Source organism: Tardiphaga sp. OK246 (genome assembly GCF_900188215.1).
Taxonomy (GTDB): Bacteria; Pseudomonadota; Alphaproteobacteria; order Rhizobiales; family Xanthobacteraceae; genus Tardiphaga; species Tardiphaga robiniae.
This window is the reverse complement of the sequence record NZ_FZOX01000008.1, coordinates 196,621-212,687: the sequence shown is the minus strand read 5'-3', so window position 1 is coordinate 212,687 and position 16,067 is coordinate 196,621. Positions and strand designations below refer to the sequence as shown.

General features: G+C 62.5%; 13 protein-coding genes. 10 read left to right on the top strand and 3 right to left on the bottom strand.

Features of this window, described 5'->3' with window-relative positions:
• The first annotated feature begins 45 nt into the window (after positions 1-45).
• Positions 46-621 carry a hypothetical protein gene (locus CHC01_RS28820; protein ID WP_210421721.1) on the top strand — a complete coding sequence of 192 codons (576 nt, stop codon included), beginning with the start codon at positions 46-48 and terminating at the stop codon, positions 619-621.
• 69 nt (positions 622-690) lie between these two features.
• On the opposite strand, the gene rpmB is transcribed toward CHC01_RS28820, so the two are convergent.
• Positions 691-993, bottom strand: coding sequence for a 50S ribosomal protein L28 (gene rpmB / locus CHC01_RS28815; RefSeq protein ID WP_089267758.1), 303 nt, complete (start codon positions 991-993; stop codon positions 691-693).
• A gap of 372 nt (positions 994-1,365) precedes the next feature.
• Between rpmB and CHC01_RS28810 the strand changes: the two genes are divergently transcribed.
• The 5 genes from CHC01_RS28810 (at position 1,366) to CHC01_RS28790 (ending at position 8,357) form a co-directional block, all read left to right on the top strand.
• A complete protein-coding gene (locus tag CHC01_RS28810) occupies positions 1,366-2,337 on the top strand; it encodes a DUF3108 domain-containing protein (protein ID WP_244558558.1) in 972 nt (323 codons plus the stop codon).
• A 420-nt stretch (positions 2,338-2,757) separates the two neighbouring features.
• On the top strand, positions 2,758-6,225 hold the full coding sequence (locus tag CHC01_RS28805) for a helicase-related protein (protein ID WP_089267757.1): 3,468 nt from the start codon (positions 2,758-2,760) through the stop codon (positions 6,223-6,225).
• Positions 6,226-6,273: 48 nt separating this feature from the next.
• Complete coding sequence (locus CHC01_RS28800; RefSeq protein WP_089267756.1) at positions 6,274-6,543, top strand: RNA-binding S4 domain-containing protein; 270 nt, start codon at positions 6,274-6,276, stop codon at positions 6,541-6,543.
• Between the two features lie 151 nt (positions 6,544-6,694).
• Entirely contained in the window at positions 6,695-7,033 is a 339-nt protein-coding gene (fdxA, locus tag CHC01_RS28795) for a ferredoxin FdxA (protein WP_068730400.1), read from the top strand.
• Between the two features lie 259 nt (positions 7,034-7,292).
• Positions 7,293-8,357: a CarD family transcriptional regulator gene (locus tag CHC01_RS28790; protein ID WP_439059997.1), complete on the top strand. Its 1,065-nt coding sequence runs from the start codon at positions 7,293-7,295 to the stop codon at positions 8,355-8,357.
• 83 nt (positions 8,358-8,440) lie between these two features.
• On the opposite strand, the gene CHC01_RS28785 is transcribed toward CHC01_RS28790, so the two are convergent.
• On the bottom strand, positions 8,441-9,904 hold the full coding sequence (locus CHC01_RS28785) for a M48 family metalloprotease (protein ID WP_502695689.1): 1,464 nt from the start codon (positions 9,902-9,904) through the stop codon (positions 8,441-8,443).
• A gap of 101 nt (positions 9,905-10,005) precedes the next feature.
• Positions 10,006-10,767, bottom strand: a complete 762-nt coding sequence (locus CHC01_RS28780) for a thermonuclease family protein (protein WP_244558557.1) — start codon at positions 10,765-10,767, stop codon at positions 10,006-10,008.
• A gap of 222 nt (positions 10,768-10,989) precedes the next feature.
• Between CHC01_RS28780 and CHC01_RS28775 the strand changes: the two genes are divergently transcribed.
• From CHC01_RS28775 to CHC01_RS28760, 4 genes are all read left to right on the top strand, one after another.
• On the top strand, positions 10,990-12,195 hold the full coding sequence (locus CHC01_RS28775; protein WP_089267753.1) for an ABC transporter substrate-binding protein: 1,206 nt from the start codon (positions 10,990-10,992) through the stop codon (positions 12,193-12,195).
• Positions 12,196-12,250: 55 nt separating this feature from the next.
• Positions 12,251-13,039: an enoyl-CoA hydratase gene (locus CHC01_RS28770; protein WP_170849608.1), complete on the top strand. Its 789-nt coding sequence runs from the start codon at positions 12,251-12,253 to the stop codon at positions 13,037-13,039.
• Positions 13,040-13,041: 2 nt separating this feature from the next.
• Complete coding sequence (locus CHC01_RS28765) at positions 13,042-13,803, top strand: VOC family protein (RefSeq protein WP_439065200.1); 762 nt, start codon at positions 13,042-13,044, stop codon at positions 13,801-13,803.
• A 109-nt stretch (positions 13,804-13,912) separates the two neighbouring features.
• Positions 13,913-16,039, top strand: coding sequence for an acetate--CoA ligase family protein (locus CHC01_RS28760; protein WP_089267750.1), 2,127 nt, complete (start codon positions 13,913-13,915; stop codon positions 16,037-16,039).
• The last annotated feature ends 28 nt before the right edge of the window (positions 16,040-16,067 follow it).

The window sequence follows — 16,067 nt, the reverse complement described above, 5'->3', positions numbered from 1 at the left end:
GTAATTCTCGACGGGGCCGGTCTAACGATAGGCATCGGCCTTACGGTGAGCGTCGTTCAGGTCCTGATTGCGCTCGTACTAGTTTCCCCGCTCTGGCGAAAATTCTGGAAATGGTGGCCGCAGCTTAATAACTGGATCTACCCAGATTTGAACGGAGAGTGGGATGTCGAACTCACCTCGAACTGGCCTCGGATCGATGCCCTGTTAAAAACAGCAAATGGAGAGCTGCCTCAGCTTGATTTCAGGCAGGGCAATCCGTCGTTGTTACCCGCGATGGGCAGCTACAAGATGAAAGCCGAGATCACTCAGTCTTGGAGCACTTTTGAGATTCAACTGTGGAATCCAGGCCAAATTGGCCCGATCAAAGAGTCGAGGACTTTGTTAGTTGAGCCGTTTCGTAAGAACGAAGGGAGACGGCATGGGTTGGCCTACATCTTCGAGCAACGAAACGACACTGAGGAAATCGGCGACAATGATGCGTTCTGCGGCGCTGCATGGATTGAGCTTGATCGAAATGATCCCAAAGTTCTCTGCGGAAAAATGTGGACCAACCGTATGTGGGAGCGAGGAATGAATACTGCCGCCAAGCTCACATTCAGGCGAGCTATGAAGAAGAAATAAAAAAGGCCGGATCTTGCGATCCGGCCGTTTTCAAATTTCAGTCCGCTCAAGCTGAGCGGCGGGTCAGGCTCAGGCCGCGACTGCTGCGGTCTCGGCCTTCTTCTTTTCGATGGCGCGCTTGAGCAGCACGGCCTTCTGGGACAGCTCGCTCTCGCGGGCCTTGATCAGATAGGCATCGAAGCCACCGCGGTGGTCGACCGACTTCACGGCATTGGCCGACACGCGCAGGCGCACGCCGCGGCCGAGAACGTCGGACAGGAAGGTGACATTGACCAGGTTCGGCAGAAACCGGCGCTTGGTCTTGATGTTCGAGTGGCTCACCTTGTGGCCCACCTGGGGGCCCTTCAGTGTCAGTTCACAGCGCCGAGACATGGCGAAAATCCTCTGTCATCCCCGCAGCTAAAAGGCGAAGAGCCCAAAGCCGGGCAGGGGGTCAAAAATCACGTCCATTTCAGGAGTGGCGGACGTATAGGGGGCTTGGCCGCGATCGTCAAGATATCCGGACAGCGAAAGTCGCGGCAAAACCGGCAAAAGCCTGCGCATTCGGGTTCTGTATAGCCCGGCCTACGAGCGGAAACCACATGGAATCTGGCGCGGTTCCCATCATATAAACGACGTATTCGGGCCGGAAACAGGTCGCTCCAGCCCAATTGAGCGATGCGGCCCTGCGCCTTTGGCCGGGGATCGCCGACCAGGTGATATCAGCAAGTGAGCCTTCGCACGCCCCGCTTTGTGACCCGACCGGTGACCATCCCGCGGACCGCCGCGCCCGCAAGAGTACGATTTGCGGGTTTTGGCGCGCGTTTCGCCGTCGCCGCGGGCCTGATGCTGCCGGTTTTGCCGGTGGACGCCTCGGCGCAGGTGCAAGGCCAGATCCAAAGCCAGACCCAAGGCCAAGCTCAAGGCCAGAGCCCGGCCGCCGTGCCGGTTCAGGCCCCTGCGCAGGCGGTGTTGGCCGGCGGCAAGCTCGAGGCCAAATATGAAGCCAGCCTCGCCGGCATCGCGGTGGGCAAGGGCCAGTGGGCCATCGACATCAACGAAGACCAGTATTCCGCGACCGCCAGTGGCGGCACCGCGGGTCTGCTAAAGGCATTTGCCGGCGGCTCGGGCTCCGGCCAGTCCACCGGCCGCGTGGTCGCGGGCGCGCTGGTGCCGTCGAATTATCAGGCCGTCACCACCTCCGCGAAGAAGTCCGAGACGATCAAGATGCTGATCACGCCGGGCTATGTGAAGGAGTTCTCCATCGAGCCGGAGCCGCCGCTCGATCCCGAGAAGATTCCGATCACCGATGCGCATCGCCGCAACGTGATCGATCCGATGACCGGCTCGCTGATGCGCGTCGGCGGCACCGGCGAGTTGCTGACGCCGGATTCGTGCCGCACCGGCGCGTCGATCTTCGATGGCCGCATGCGCTACGATCTCAAGCTCGACTACAAGCGCATGGAAAGCGTGAAGGCCGAGAAGGGCTATCGCGGGCCTGCCATCGTCTGCGCCGTCTATTTCACGCCGATCGCCGGCTATGTGCCCGACCGCGCCGCCATCAAATATCTTGCCGCCCAGCGCAATATCGAAGTGACCCTGGTGCCGATCGCCGGAACCCGCGTGCTGGTGCCCTATCGCATGGTGGTACCAACCCCGCTTGGCGTCGCCATGCTGGAAGCCACCGAATTCGTCACCACCCCCGCGCCGGCCAAGGCCGTGGCGAAGACGAACTGAGTCGACCCCGCCAGCTCATGGTTCGAGACGCGCGAAGCCGCGCTCCTCACCATGAGGGACCGAGACGGGACGCTGCCGCAATGATGCCGCAAGACAAAGTGCGCCATCGCAGCATCGTCGCAAACGCGCCGCAGGATTTGCGCAGGATCCCGGCTTGACTCAAAGCCGGTTCGGAGTCCGTGCGCTGTTCATAACTTCGGGGATTTGTCGGCCCTTGTTGCGCTGTCACAAACTTGATCTAGTCAGTCTCGGAGAATGTCAGCGCGAGATGTTGGGGTGATGCGGCCAGGGAGGTGCCGAGTCACCGATTCGGGCCGCTTTCGTTCCGGACTCGTTCCAAACCATCAAAAAGCGCGGCTCTGAAGCGTCGTAACCTGTCTCGGTCCTTGACAGTCGGCGACGCGGAAATATCTGAAAAACATGGCCTTTTTGTCTTCTCCGCCCACGCTGTCCAACGGCAGGGCCCCCGGCGCCGGCGTTACCGCGGTGCTCGGCCCCACCAATACCGGCAAGACCCATCTCGCCATCGAGCGCATGCTCGCGCATTCGTCGGGCATCATCGGCCTGCCGCTGCGCCTGCTGGCGCGCGAGGTCTATAATAAAATTTTGGACCGCGTCGGCCCCGAAGCCGTGGCGCTGATCACCGGCGAAGAGAAGATCAAGCCCGCCAAGCCGCGCTACTGGGTCTCCACCGTCGAGGCGATGCCGCGAGATCTCGACGTGTCGTTTCTGGCCGTCGATGAAATCCAGATCGCGGCAGATCTGGAGCGCGGCCACGTCTTCACCGATCGCATCCTGCATCGCCGCGGCCGCGACGAAACGCTGCTGCTCGGCGCCGCGACCATGCGGCCGATCATCGAGCGTTTGCTGCCCGGCGCCAGCATCGTCACGCGGCCGCGTCTGTCGCATCTGGAATTTGCCGGCGATCGCAAGATCACGCGGCAGCCGCGCAGGACAGCGATTGTCGCATTTTCCGCCGATGAAGTTTACGCGATCGCCGAACTCATCAAGCGCCAGCACGGCGGCGCTGCGGTGGTCCTGGGCTCGCTGTCGCCGCGCACCCGCAACGCGCAGGTCGCGATGTTCCAGAATGGTGACGTTGACTACTTAGTGGCAACCGACGCGGTCGGAATGGGCCTCAATCTCGACGTCGACCACGTCGCCTTCGCCAGCGATCGCAAATATGACGGCTATCAATTCCGCCGTCTGACGCCATCCGAATTCGCGCAGATCGCCGGCCGCGCCGGCCGCGCCACGCGCAACGGCACTTTCGGCACCACAGGTCGCTGCGAGCCGTTCGAGCCGGAGCTCGTCAATCAGTTGCAGAACCACATCTTCGAGCCGGTGAAGGTGCTGCAGTGGCGCAATTCGAAGCTGGATTTCTCGTCGATCGCGTCGCTGCAGGTGTCGCTGGCGGAGGTGCCGCGCCACGAGGCGCTGACCCGTGCGCCGATCGCCGAAGACCTGCGCGTGCTCGATCATGCCGTCCGTGACGTCGACGTGCGCGAAATGGCGCAGGGCAAGGCCGCCGTCGAGAAACTGTGGGACGCCTGCCAGATTCCAGATTACCGCCGCATCGCGCCCGCTGCACACGCAGAGCTGGTAGTCACTATCTTCAACTTCCTGATGCAGCGTGGGCGCATCCCGGATGCCTGGTTTGGCGCTCAAATCGCGCAAGCGGACCGAACCGATGGCGATATCGACACGTTATCGGGCCGAATCGCGCAAATCCGGACCTGGACATTCGTGGCAAATCGCCCCGATTGGCTCTCAGATCCTGATCATTGGCAGGGAATTTCGCGCGAATTGGAAAATAAACTGTCAGATGCCCTTCATGAGAGGCTCACTGAGCGTTTCGTTGATCGTCGTACCAGTGTATTGATGCGCCGCTTGCGGGAAAACACGATGCTGAATACTGAAATTGGTAAGACGGGCGAAGTGATCGTAGAGGGCCATGTAATTGGCCGTCTCGACGGATTTACATTTTTGCCCGATGCGGCCGAGGCTGGCTCGGATGCGAAGGCCTTGCAGGCCACGGCGCTGAAGGCGCTGGCCGGCGAGATCGACGCGCGCGCCGAGAAACTCGGCAACGCGCCGGACGATCAGTTCGTGCTCGCCTCCGACGGCACCATGCGCTGGACCGGCGACGCGGTAGCCCGTCTGGTCGCAGCCGACGATGTGCTGCATCCCCGTCTCCGCATCATCGCCGATGAGCGCCTTTCCGGCGCGCCGCGCGATGCGGTGCAGGCCCGCCTCGATCTCTGGCTGAAGACGCATATCGAGAAGCTGCTCGGACCGCTGTTCGATCTGACCAAGGCCGAAGACATCACCGGCATCGCGCGCGGCATTGCCTTCCAGCTCACCGAAGCGCTCGGCGTGCTGGAGCGGCAGAAGATCGCGACCGAGATGAAGGACCTCGATCAGCCGTCGCGCGCGACCTTGCGCAAATACGGCGTGCGCTTCGGCGCCTATCACATCTATATTCCCGGTCTGCTGAAGCCTGCGGGGCGTTCGCTCGCGGCGCTGCTCTGGGCGCTGAAGCAGGACAATGTCGATATGTCGGCGCTGTCGAGCGCGCAGCATCTCGCAGGGTCGGGTCGTACATCCTTCCCGGTCGACAAGTTGCTCGATCGCGATGCCTATCGCGTGCTCGGCTATCGCCAGTGCGGCGAGCGCGCCGTGCGCGTCGATATTCTTGAACGTCTGGCCGACCTGATCCGTCCAGCTCTCGCTTGGCGCGAAGCGTCACCGGGCGAGAAGCCCGCCGGTGCCTTTGATGGCCGCCACTTCGTGGTGACGCAGGCGATGACCTCGCTCACCGGCTCGGCCGGCGAAGATTTCGCCTCGATCCTGCGTGCCCTGGGCTATCGCATGGAGAAGAAGGCGCCGCTGCCGCCGGCAGCTCCGAAGCCGGTCGCTGCGACGACGCCGATCGAGGTCAAGGCAGACGACAACACCGGCGATCAGCCCGACGCCCTGGTGGGACTTGCCGAGTCTGACAAGCCCGGTGAGGACAATGTCATTGCGGTCGAGGCTGCCGCTGAGGCCGCCGAGACGGCTGAGATCGCGGCTGCGGACGTCGCACCTGCCGAGGTTGCGACCGAAGCGGCCCCGGCCGAGGAAGCTGCAGCCGTGCCGTCGGCATCGCTGTTGCCTGAAGTCGCGCTGGTGCCCAGCACCGCGCCTGAGGCTGCGCCCGTTGAAGAGACGGCTTCCGTCGAAGCGCAGCCAGAGCCCGCTGCGGCCGTTGCCGAAACCGGGACTGTTGCCGAGACCGCAGCGGCTGATGCTGCTGCGCCTGCCGAGAGCGACCCCGCTGCGGTTCCTGCCGTCGCTGCCGAGCCCGAACTGGTCGAAGTCTGGCGCCCGGGTGGCCGTTCGGAAGAACGCCGTCCGCCGCGCCATGACCGCAACCGCCACCATCGCAACACCAACGCCCCGCAGGGCGCTGCGCAATCGGCTCCCGCCGAAGACGCCGTGGCCGATGGCGCGCAGCGCGAGCGGCATGACCGCGGAGGCCAAGGGCGCCGCGATCGCAACAATAACAACGAGTTCCGCCGTCCGCGCAGCGACGCGCCGGCCGCCGCGGTCTCCGCTGAAGGTGCGCCGAACCGCGACAACCGTGGCAATCGCGGTAACCGCGACAACAACAAGCCGGGCGATGCCGGTCGTCCGCCGCGCGAGCGCGAACGCTTCCAGGGCAAGGGCAAAGGGCCCTTCAAGGGCGGCGACAAGGGCCGTGAGGGCCGTGGCAACGACCGCGGCGGGGCGACCCGTCCATTCGCCACATCGGCCGCACCGCGCGAACGGGACCGTCCGATCGATCCGAACTCCCCCTTCGCGAAACTCGCCGCGCTCAAGGAACAGCTCAGCGGCCGCAAGGATTGATGCAGGTCATGTAAGGCGGCACCGAGCCGCCATTTGGTGGTGTGTCGGTTGGAGCGCCAGCGTCTCGATAAATGGCTGTGGCACGCGCGGGTGGTAAAGGCCCGCACCAGTGCCGCTGCGCTGGTGGAAGGCGGCAAGGTTCGCATCAATGGCGAGCGCGAGAAATCGCCGGGCCATGGTGTGAAGATCGGCGACGTGCTCACGGTGGCGCTGGATCGCACCGTGCGGGTGATGAAGGTCGAGGGCTTCTCGGAACGGCGTGGCGATGCCACTGCGGCGCGCGTGCTCTATACCGATTTGCAACACCTTCCGGAGTAACTATCTAGGCTAGATGCCGCGTCCAACGATGGTTTCGTGGCAGGCTTTTTCCTTGGTCGAAATGCCCTGACCTATGCCGGCTGCATCCCTTGCGGCAGCGGGGTTGGTGCGCTACGCAAACATTGAATATCGATCGTTTCCGGAGTTCTGGATGACTTACGTCGTCACCGACAATTGCATCAAATGTAAATACACCGACTGCGTCGAAGTGTGTCCCGTGGACTGCTTCTACGAGGGTGAAAACATGCTGGTCATCCATCCGGACGAATGCATTGATTGCGGTGTCTGCGAGCCCGAATGCCCGGCGGACGCGATCAAGCCTGATACCGAAGGCAATATCGAGAAGTGGCTGCAGATCAATCTGGAACACGCCAAGACGTGGCCGAACATCACCCAGAAGATCGACGAACTGCCCGAAGCCAAGGAATTCGATGGTCAGGAAGGCAAGTACGAGAAGTATTTCTCGGCGGCGCCTGGCAAGGGCGACTGAGTTCCCCGGTCACAACGATCAAGCAATTGATTGGGTGACCCCGATACCCCCAGCCACACGAAATTTACCCTAGCCCCGATTATGCCCCGGAAGCGGCCGCCGAGCGGCCGCGACAGGGCATAAATCATTGATTTTTGCGGGAAATGTGCTATAATAGGCACAATTCAAGAAGCTGGACCATGTGGTGCCGCTCGATTTGGCCCTGCCGGGTTCCCGTTTAAACATCAAACAGGGGCGTGGCGGTTTCCACGCGCAGGCTGTGTCACAGAAAACGCGTAAAAAGAGTGTTTCCAAGGCTGCTGTTTCGAAGAAGGCTACTGCTTCGAAGGTTTTGGATCCGAAGGCTTCCAAGAAAACAACTGCGGCGAGCCGCGTTGTGAAGGGTCCTGCTGCGAAGAATTCTGTCACCAAAGGCCGTGCCCGGGCTCCTGTCAAGGACACCCGGACCGCCGCGAAGGCTGCGGCTGAAAAGTCCTCCAAAAATAAAAGAAGTGCAATGCCCAACAAGACTGCCAAACCTGCCCCGAAGGCTGCTGCTTCGAAGACCACTGCCGCCAAGCCTGCTGCGCCGAAACCGGCCGCGAAGGCTCCCGCCGCCGCTCCTGCTGTGAAGGCAGCTGCGCCGAAGGAAGTTGCCAAGGTTGCTGCGAAGCCGGTCGTTGCCAAACCGGTTGCCGCCAAGCCGGCGCCCGCTGCGGCTCCGCGCGTCGAAGAGCCGAAGAAGCCACTGACCCAGCGTCAGGGCTTCAAGACCAACGAATTCGTTGTCTATCCGGCGCATGGTGTTGGCCAGATCCTCGCCATCGAAGAGCAGGAAATTGCAGGCGCCAGGCTTGAACTCTTCGTGATCAATTTCATGAAGGACAAGATGACCCTGCGCGTTCCGACCGCGAAGGTCGCGAATGTCGGCATGCGCAAGCTGTCCGAGCCGGCGCTGGTCAAGCGCGCGCTGGAGACACTGAAGGGCCGTGCCCGCATCAAGCGCACCATGTGGTCGCGCCGCGCACAGGAATACGAAGCGAAGATCAACTCGGGCGATATCGTTGCCATCGCCGAAGTGGTCCGCGATCTGTTCCGCTCCGACTCGCAGCCCGAGCAGTCCTACAGCGAACGTCAGCTGTATGAAGCAGCTCTCGATCGTCTGTCGCGCGAAATCGCTGTGGTTCAGCACGTCACCGAGACCGAAGCGGTCAAGGAGATCGAAGGCCAGCTCGCCAAGAGCCCGCGCCGTGGCGCCAAGGCCGAGGCAGGCGCCGAAGCCGGTGCTGACGAGGCCGACAGCGATGGTGACGATGATGTCGCCGCCGCGGACGAGGCTGCATAAGCAGCGTCTCGCAAGTTGAATACGAAAAGCCCGGCCGAGAGGCCGGGCTTTTTTGTTGTCTATGAGAAAGTACTTGGTGGATCTCAATCCACCACGACCTTGACGCGGTCGCGGGCTTTCACGCTGGCATTGTTCTCGAGCCCGTTCAATACGCGGAAGCGCTCCAGTGGACGATCGACGCCGCTCATGCGATGCGACAGTGACTCCACGGTGTCTCCGGGCTGCACGGTGATCACCTTGATGCGCAGCGGACGGGCGGCCTGAATCTCGGCCAGGGTCAGGCGGCGGAACGAGTTGACGGTGTCGCGGGCGTTGCGTTCGCTCTCGGTGCTCTTCTGCTTGGCAGCGAAGATGAAGCGGTAGACATCGCTGCCGAAGCGCAACGCGTAAACGCGGAATTGCCACTGGTCGCCGCGCGCGATGGCGGACGCTGCCGGGAAGCCGTTGATGGTCAGCTCTTCCGTGGTGGCTTTGTCGACATTCTCCATCCATCCGGAATTGAGATAGTCGCTCAGCGTCTGTTCGGATGGTACGCGGACCACATCGAAGCGCATGGCCTGATTGCCGCCTTCGCGCACGCCGATCACCGCCTGCGCCGTATTGTCGAGAGTGAAGGCCTCCGGCGCCTGGAAGGTGAAGCCGAGCTTGGGATGCAGGAAGCGGCGGCCGCGCACGAAACCCTCGCTCGGGTCCTCGCCATAGACGATGCCGTCGATGGCCGAGAGATAGGTCTCGCGATCGCGCTCGCCGCCGTCGGGCGAGGAATATTGCCGCGCATTGGCCTGCGCATTCTGCACGCGCTCGGGCGTCGCCGGATGGGATGACAGGAAGTCCTGCGCGCGGGGATCGAGTGGCGTGCGGCTGGCCTTCAGCGCCGCGTTACGCTCCATCGCAGAGAGAAAGCGCGACGCGCCATAGGGATCGAACTTTGCGCGGGCCGAGATGCCTACGCCTATGCCGTCGGCTTCGAATTCCTGCGCGCGCGAGAAGCTCGCCATCGTCAGTTTGGATTTGGCGAGCGCGAGCGCAGTGAGATCGGGATCGCTGCCCATATCGGTGACGACGCGCGTGACGATCGATGCCTGCCGTGCCTGCTCCTCGCGGATGGATGCGTGTTTGGCGAGCACATGCGCCATCTCGTGCGACAGCACCGATGAAATCTCGGATGTATCGCTGGCCAGCGCGATCAGGCCGCGCGTGACATAGAGTTGTCCGGTCGGCAGGGCGAAGGCGTTGACGGCGCCGGAATTGAGGATCGTGACCTTGTAGGCGAGGTCCGGTCGCTCAGAGGCAGCGACCAGCCGATCGACGGTTTTGGTGATCAGTGATTCCAGCCGCGGGTCGTCATAGGCGCCGCCATAGGATGCGAGGATGCGCTCGTGTTCTTTCTCGGCGGCCGGGGTCTGCACCACGGCAGGCTTCGGCGGCTTGGCCGGCACCGTCGGCTTGACCGACGAGGCGGCCTCGAACCGGCTGGCATCGCCGCAGGCCGATAGAGCGAGCGCGGCGCACAGCAGGGCAGGCGCAGCCCAAAGGCGGCGGCTCAAGCTGGTTTGCCGTCCCACACCAGTCACGTCGTCCACTCTCTGCCCAAACAGCCCATTCGCCCAAATCATCTTCGCTCAAGCGATCTTGCTGCCCAAGTGGCCTATTTGTCCCCGACCACTTCGATCTGCCACACCCCGAGCGCCTCGATCCGCGGCCCGCCGCGCCTCTCGATCCATCCCCGAACGCGAATATGTCGTCTTTCCAGGGACTTAAGTATAATTCCTGCCGTCTCGAAGGCGGCTATCATGCGCCTTGAAACGGTCACCGCAAAGTCCTCAGTCCAGCGACGCCCGAAATTGACGTAGGTCACCGTCCCGGCCTGGCGAACCGACAGAACCCGCCCCTCGACCACCCCGAAACGCCCCACATCGGCCAAGATATCGCCGGGACTTTCCGCGTTTTTTATGACGTTGGTTTGAGCCCAGATTCCGCGCTTCAGCCGGCGGGCCAAGCCTTCTGCAGCGGCGAGTTCCGCCGCACAGGCCTTGTCGGAAATCGCGCCAGAGGCGAGGGCGGCGCCCTGTGCTAGAAGCTGCGCCTGGAGCGACGGCGCAGTGGGATCGACGAAGACAAAGGCCGGTTGTCGGCCGTAGCGATCCGGCATGTCGCTTTCGCCGTACAAGGTGACATCACGGCCGGAGGCCAGTGCGAAGAGATCATTCGTCGGCCCTGATGAGTTTGCGATCGGCTCGATCCCCGCCAGACGGATCACGTTGCCGTCGCTCAAACGCAATGTTCTGACATCGATCACGTCGGCGACACGACCTTCGCCCTGCGCGGCGAACATGCAGGCCGCCGACGCAGGTTGCGCGGACGTTGAAAAAATGCCGATTGCCAGCAACAGCGCTGCGGCACGCGACACGTCACACTTTGCTGATGCGGCACGCATCACGCCACCTTGCGAGCTCCGGTCAACCTCTCGTCTATTATAGCCAGCAATCCATTCCGCTTTGCGGAAAACCTTGATGTCTTTGCAGCTATTCTTGGCAGCGCCGCCGCTTGCCGCTGTTGTTCCATTGCGGCATGATCGCGATAACAACAACACCGCGCACGAACAACAACGGCGCGTCTGAGGGAGGGACTTTTGAAGAAGATCATTTCAGGTCTGCTGGCGTCAGCAATGGCATTCGCGGCCACAAGTGCCATGGCGCAGACCAAGCCGCTGAAGCTCGGCGCCATTCTCGATATGTCGGGTCTGTATGCCGATATCACCGGCGTCGGCAGCGAGACCGCAGCCAAGATGGCCGCGGAAGATTTCGGCGGTGAAGTGCTGGGCCGCAAGATCGAGATCATTGCTGCTGACCATCTCAACAAGGCTGATCTGTCCGCCAACATCGCACGCGACATGCTTGATAATCAGGGCGTCGAGGCGATCATCGACGTTGCGGCATCGGCGACCGCGCTGGCTGCGAGTGAAATCGCGCGCGCGCGCAACAAGATCATCATCTTTAACGGCCCAGGCTCGATCCGCCTCAGCAACGAGGCCTGCGGCCCCTACACCGTGCATTATGTGTTCGACACTTACGCACAGGCCAATGTGACCGGTCTCGCCACCGTGAAAAATGGTCTCGACACCTGGTTCTTTCTGTCGGCCGACTATGCATTCGGCGCGGATCTCGAGAAAGACACCACGGCCGTCGTCACCAAGGCTGGCGGCAAGGTGCTGGGCTCGGTCAAGCATCCGCTGAATACGTCCGACTTCTCGTCCTTCCTGCTGCAGGCGCAGAGCTCGAAAGCCAAGGTCGTCGGCCTCGCCAATGCCGGCGGTGATACGATCACCGCGATCAAGCAGGCGGCCGAATTCGGCCTGACGCGTAGCGGTGGCCAGAAGCTGTCGCCGCTGCTGGCCTTTATCTCCGATATCGACAGTGTAGGTCTTGATACTGCGCAGGGCCTGATCCTGGCGGAAGCGTTCTATTGGGATCTCAATGACGAGACGCGCGCTTTCACCAAGCGCTTCCAGGAGCGCACCAAGCGCGTGCCGACGTCGGCCCAGGCCGGCGTCTATTCATCGGTGCTGCATTATCTCAAGGCTGTGAAGGCTGCCGGCACCACGGACTCGGCTCCGGTCATGAAGCTCATGAAGGAGACGCCGATCAACGACATGTTCGCCAAGAATGGCCGGATTCGCGAGGATGGCCGCATGGTGCATGACATGTACCTGTTCGAGGTGAAGAAGCCGTCGGAATCCAAGGGCCGCTGGGACGACTACAAGCTGCTCGCGACCGTTCCCGCAGAGCAGGCATTCCAGCCGCTGGAAGCCTCGCGCTGCCCGCTGGTGAAGAAGTAATCGTCAGGGTCTGAAGCTTGCCGGACGATCAAGAACAACAACAAGGAGCGCAATCATGAGCGACATTGTCCTGCAGGACCTCGACAACGGTCTTCTGACCATCACCATGAATCGTCCGGATCGGCGCAATGCGCTCAATCCGGAGATGACACAGGGCCTGGTTGCGGCAGCACGCCGCGCGCAGGAAGATCACGACGTCCGCGCCGTGCTCATCAAGGGCGCGGGCGGCACCTTCTGCGTCGGCGGTGACGTCAAATCGATGGCGGCTGGTCGCGCGCCGCTGCCGTTCGAGGCCAAGCGCGCCAACCTGCGCCGCGGCATGGAAGTGTCGCGCATTCTGCACCAGATGCCGAAGCCGGTGGTGGCGCAGCTCGACGGTGCGGCCGCAGGCGCCGGTCTTTCGATCGCGCTGTCCTGCGATCTCCGTGTCGCCAGCAAATCGGTGAAGATCACCACGGCTTTCGCCAAGGTCGGCTTCTCCGGTGATTATGGCGGCACCTATTTCCTGACCAAGATGCTTGGCAGCGCCAAGGCACGCGAGCTTTATCTAATGTCGCCGGTGCTCTCCGCACAGGAAGCGCTGGCGCTCGGCATGGTGACGAAGGTCGTCGATGACGCCGAGGTGGAGACGGCGGCGCGTGACCTGGCAATGTCACTCGCCCAAGGCCCGAGCATCACCTACGGCTATATCAAGACCAACATCAACAATGCCGAGACGATGACGCTCGAAGCCTGTTTCGACGGCGAGGCGATCCATCACACCCGCTGCAGCGATACCGACGATCACAAGGAGGCCGCCAAGGCCTTCGTCGAGAAGCGCAAGCCGGTCTTCAAGGGGCAATGACCATGAGCCAGATGCGGTTGCGGCAAGTTTGTCTGGTCGCTCCGCATCTGGAGCCAGTGGTGAGCGATATCGCGGCCATTCTTGGCCTCAATGTCTGCTACCGCGATCCTCATGTCGGCAAATACGGGCTTGAAAATGCACTGATGCCCGTTGAGGCGACGTTGCTCGAAGTGGTCGCGCCGACGCAGCCGGGCACGGCGGCCGGGCGGTTCATGGAGAAATCCGGTGGGCGCGGCGGCTATATGGTGATCCTGTCCTGCGAGGATCCCGACGAGCGTGGGCGCTTCGCCGCCAACATCGGCGTGCGCACCGCCAATGTGATCGATCATCCGCCCTATCACGGCGTGCAATTGCATCCACGCGATTGCCGGGCCGCCTTCATCGAGTTCAATCACACCAAAGACAGCGACGACGATTTCGGGCCGTATCCGCCGGCCGGTCCGGACTGGCAGGAGGCGATCCGCCACGACATCACGCGCGCGCTGACCGAGGTCGAGCTGCAGAGTCCGGACCATTACGATCTGGCGCAGCACTGGAGCAATATCATCGGCGTGCCGCTGACCTCGGCCCGCAACGACGATCCGCAAATCGCGTTCACGAACGGCTGTTTGCGCTTCGCCAAGGGTAAGAGCGAAGCCATGACCGGGATCACTTTTCGCGTCAACGACGTCGCACAGGTGCTCGGCAGCGCACGGGCACGCGGATGTCCCTGCGCCGGGGATGCATTTCTGCTGGCCGGGGTCACGTTTCGCGTCGTTGCGTGATCGCGGCAATCGCCGCACGATCCCTTCTTTTCTGACGCGTTTCCTTCATGCGAACCGGTATCCACTTCGCTCGGAAACGCTACGGCAACAACAATAAACCGGAAACGCCATGACAGTGACACGTCCGCATCCGCTGGACTCGTTCTTCAATCCATCCAGCATCGCCATCATTGGCGCTTCCCGCGATGTCATGAAGATCCCGGGCCTGCTTCTCTCCTTTCTGCGCAAGAATCAGTTCTCCGGCGCTATTTATCCGGTCAATCCGAACTATCGGGATATCGATGGGCTGACGTGCCATCCGAGCATCGCAGCCATCGGGCAGCCGATAGATCTCGCCATCGTGATCATTCCTGCGCGTGTCGTGCTCGGCGCGCTTGAGGAGTGCGCGACGCTCGGCGTCAAACACGCCATCATCATCTCCTCCGGCTTTGCCGAGGAAGGCGGCGGTTCCATCGCGATGCAGGATGCTATTGCGACGCTGGCGAAGCGCACGGGGATGCGGATCTCCGGACCGAACGCCGAGGGGTACTACAACCAGATCGCCGGCATTGCCGCGACCTTCAGCCCAACCGTTGATGTAAGGCCGGACCAGCTGCCGCTGGCCGCTACCACGAAGCGGGTCGGCATCGTCGCACAATCCGGCGGCATCGGCTTTGCGATCTATAACCGCGCCAAGTCGCTCGGCATTGCTCTGAGCACCGTGATCTCGACCGGCAACGAGTCCGATCTCGGCGCCGGCGAATTCTTCGACTACATGGTGCAGGATACGGCAACCGACGTGATCCTGCTGTTCATCGAGGGCATTCGCGACGTCGACAAATTTCTCGCCGCGGCTCGCAAGGCAGCGGAGCTCGGCAAGCCGGTCATCGTCGTAAAGGTCGGCCGCTCCGGTGCTGGCGGGCGCGCAGCAGCCTCGCATACCGCCAGCATGGCGGGCTGGACGGCCGCCTATGATGCGGTGTTCGCGCGTCATGGCTTCATCGTCTCCAACGATCTCGACGAAGCGGTGACCATCGCCGCCGTGCTGACCACGTCGCCGCTGCCGAAGGGCGATCGCGTCGCTGTCGTCACCGTCTCGGGCGGCGCAGGCATCTGGGGCGCTGATGCCGTGTCGGCGCAGGGGCTGCAGGTGCCCGAATTGTCGGACGGCGTTCAGGCGACGATTCGCGGGCTGATCCCATCCTACGGATCGCCGTGCAATCCGATCGATATCACGGCCCAGGCAGTGCACAGCGGCGGGCTGCAAAAGACCATTGAATTGCTCGACAGGTCTGACGAGGTCGATGCAATCCTGGTGGTCATCTCGCTGTCGAGCGAGACGCGGATGCCGTTCAAGACGCCGGAGCTGAAGCCCGTCATTGCCGCGCAGAACAAACCGATCGTGTTCTGGTCCTATACGCTACCGTCGAACTTCGCGCGCACCGGTCTCGCCGAATCCGGCGTGGTCGTGTTATCCGGGCTGACTCACGTGAGTGTCGCACTGCGGCGGCTGGTCGATCACGCTAGGTTCAGGCTGGCAGATCCGGTCGCAACAGCCATCGTCGCGCCGAACGATTTAGTTGAGCATCTGACTGCGCCGACGCTCTCCGAGTATGACAGCAAGACGCTGCTGCAGATTGCCGGTGTCGCGCTGCCAGGCGAGGTTCTTGTTGCCGACAGATCGGCGCTGGATGCAGCGATTGCCAAGATAGGCTTCCCGCTGGTGATGAAAATCCAGTCGCGCGACATTCCGCACAAGAGCGAGGTTGGCGGCGTCAGGGTCAACATCACCACGAAGCATGAAGCCGTAGCTGCCTATGACGCGCTGACTGCCAGCGCCCGGCAGCACCGGCCGCGGGCTGCGCTGCAGGGCGTGCTCGTTTCGCCGATGGCTAGCAAGGGTGTCGAAATCATCGTCGGCACGCTGCTGGACGAGACCTTCGGGCCGATGGTGATGGTCGGCCTTGGGGGAGTGACGGCGGAATTGTTCAAGGACGTGGTCTATCGCCCGGCGCCCGTGAGTGCCGCTGAGGCTGCTTCCATGCTAGGCGCACTCAAGGCTGCGCCGTTGCTGAATGGCTTTCGCGGGACGCCGAAGGCCGACGTGTCAGCGGCAGCGGCACTGATTGCACAGGTCTCGCAACTTGCGGCGCAGTTCAAGGGCGATCTCGCAGAGATCGAACTCAATCCCGTTCTGGTGCATCCCACGGGTGAGGGAGTCACCATCGTCGATGCGTTGGTGGTGCGGAAGGGGTAGGCGGCCGTCAAATAAAAATGGCCGGGGC

Excerpts from the sequence above, each read along its gene's own strand:
- rpmB (WP_089267758.1), bottom strand. The coding sequence starts at position 993 with ATGTCTCGGCGCTGTGAACTGACACTGAAGGGCCCCCAGGTGGGCCAC.
- CHC01_RS28805 (WP_089267757.1), top strand. The coding sequence starts at position 2,758 with ATGGCCTTTTTGTCTTCTCCGCCCACGCTGTCCAACGGCAGGGCCCCC.
- fdxA (WP_068730400.1), top strand. The coding sequence starts at position 6,695 with ATGACTTACGTCGTCACCGACAATTGCATCAAATGTAAATACACCGAC.
- CHC01_RS28770 (WP_170849608.1), top strand. The coding sequence starts at position 12,251 with ATGAGCGACATTGTCCTGCAGGACCTCGACAACGGTCTTCTGACCATC.
- CHC01_RS28765 (WP_439065200.1), top strand. The coding sequence starts at position 13,042 with ATGAGCCAGATGCGGTTGCGGCAAGTTTGTCTGGTCGCTCCGCATCTG.
- CHC01_RS28760 (WP_089267750.1), top strand. The coding sequence starts at position 13,913 with ATGACAGTGACACGTCCGCATCCGCTGGACTCGTTCTTCAATCCATCC.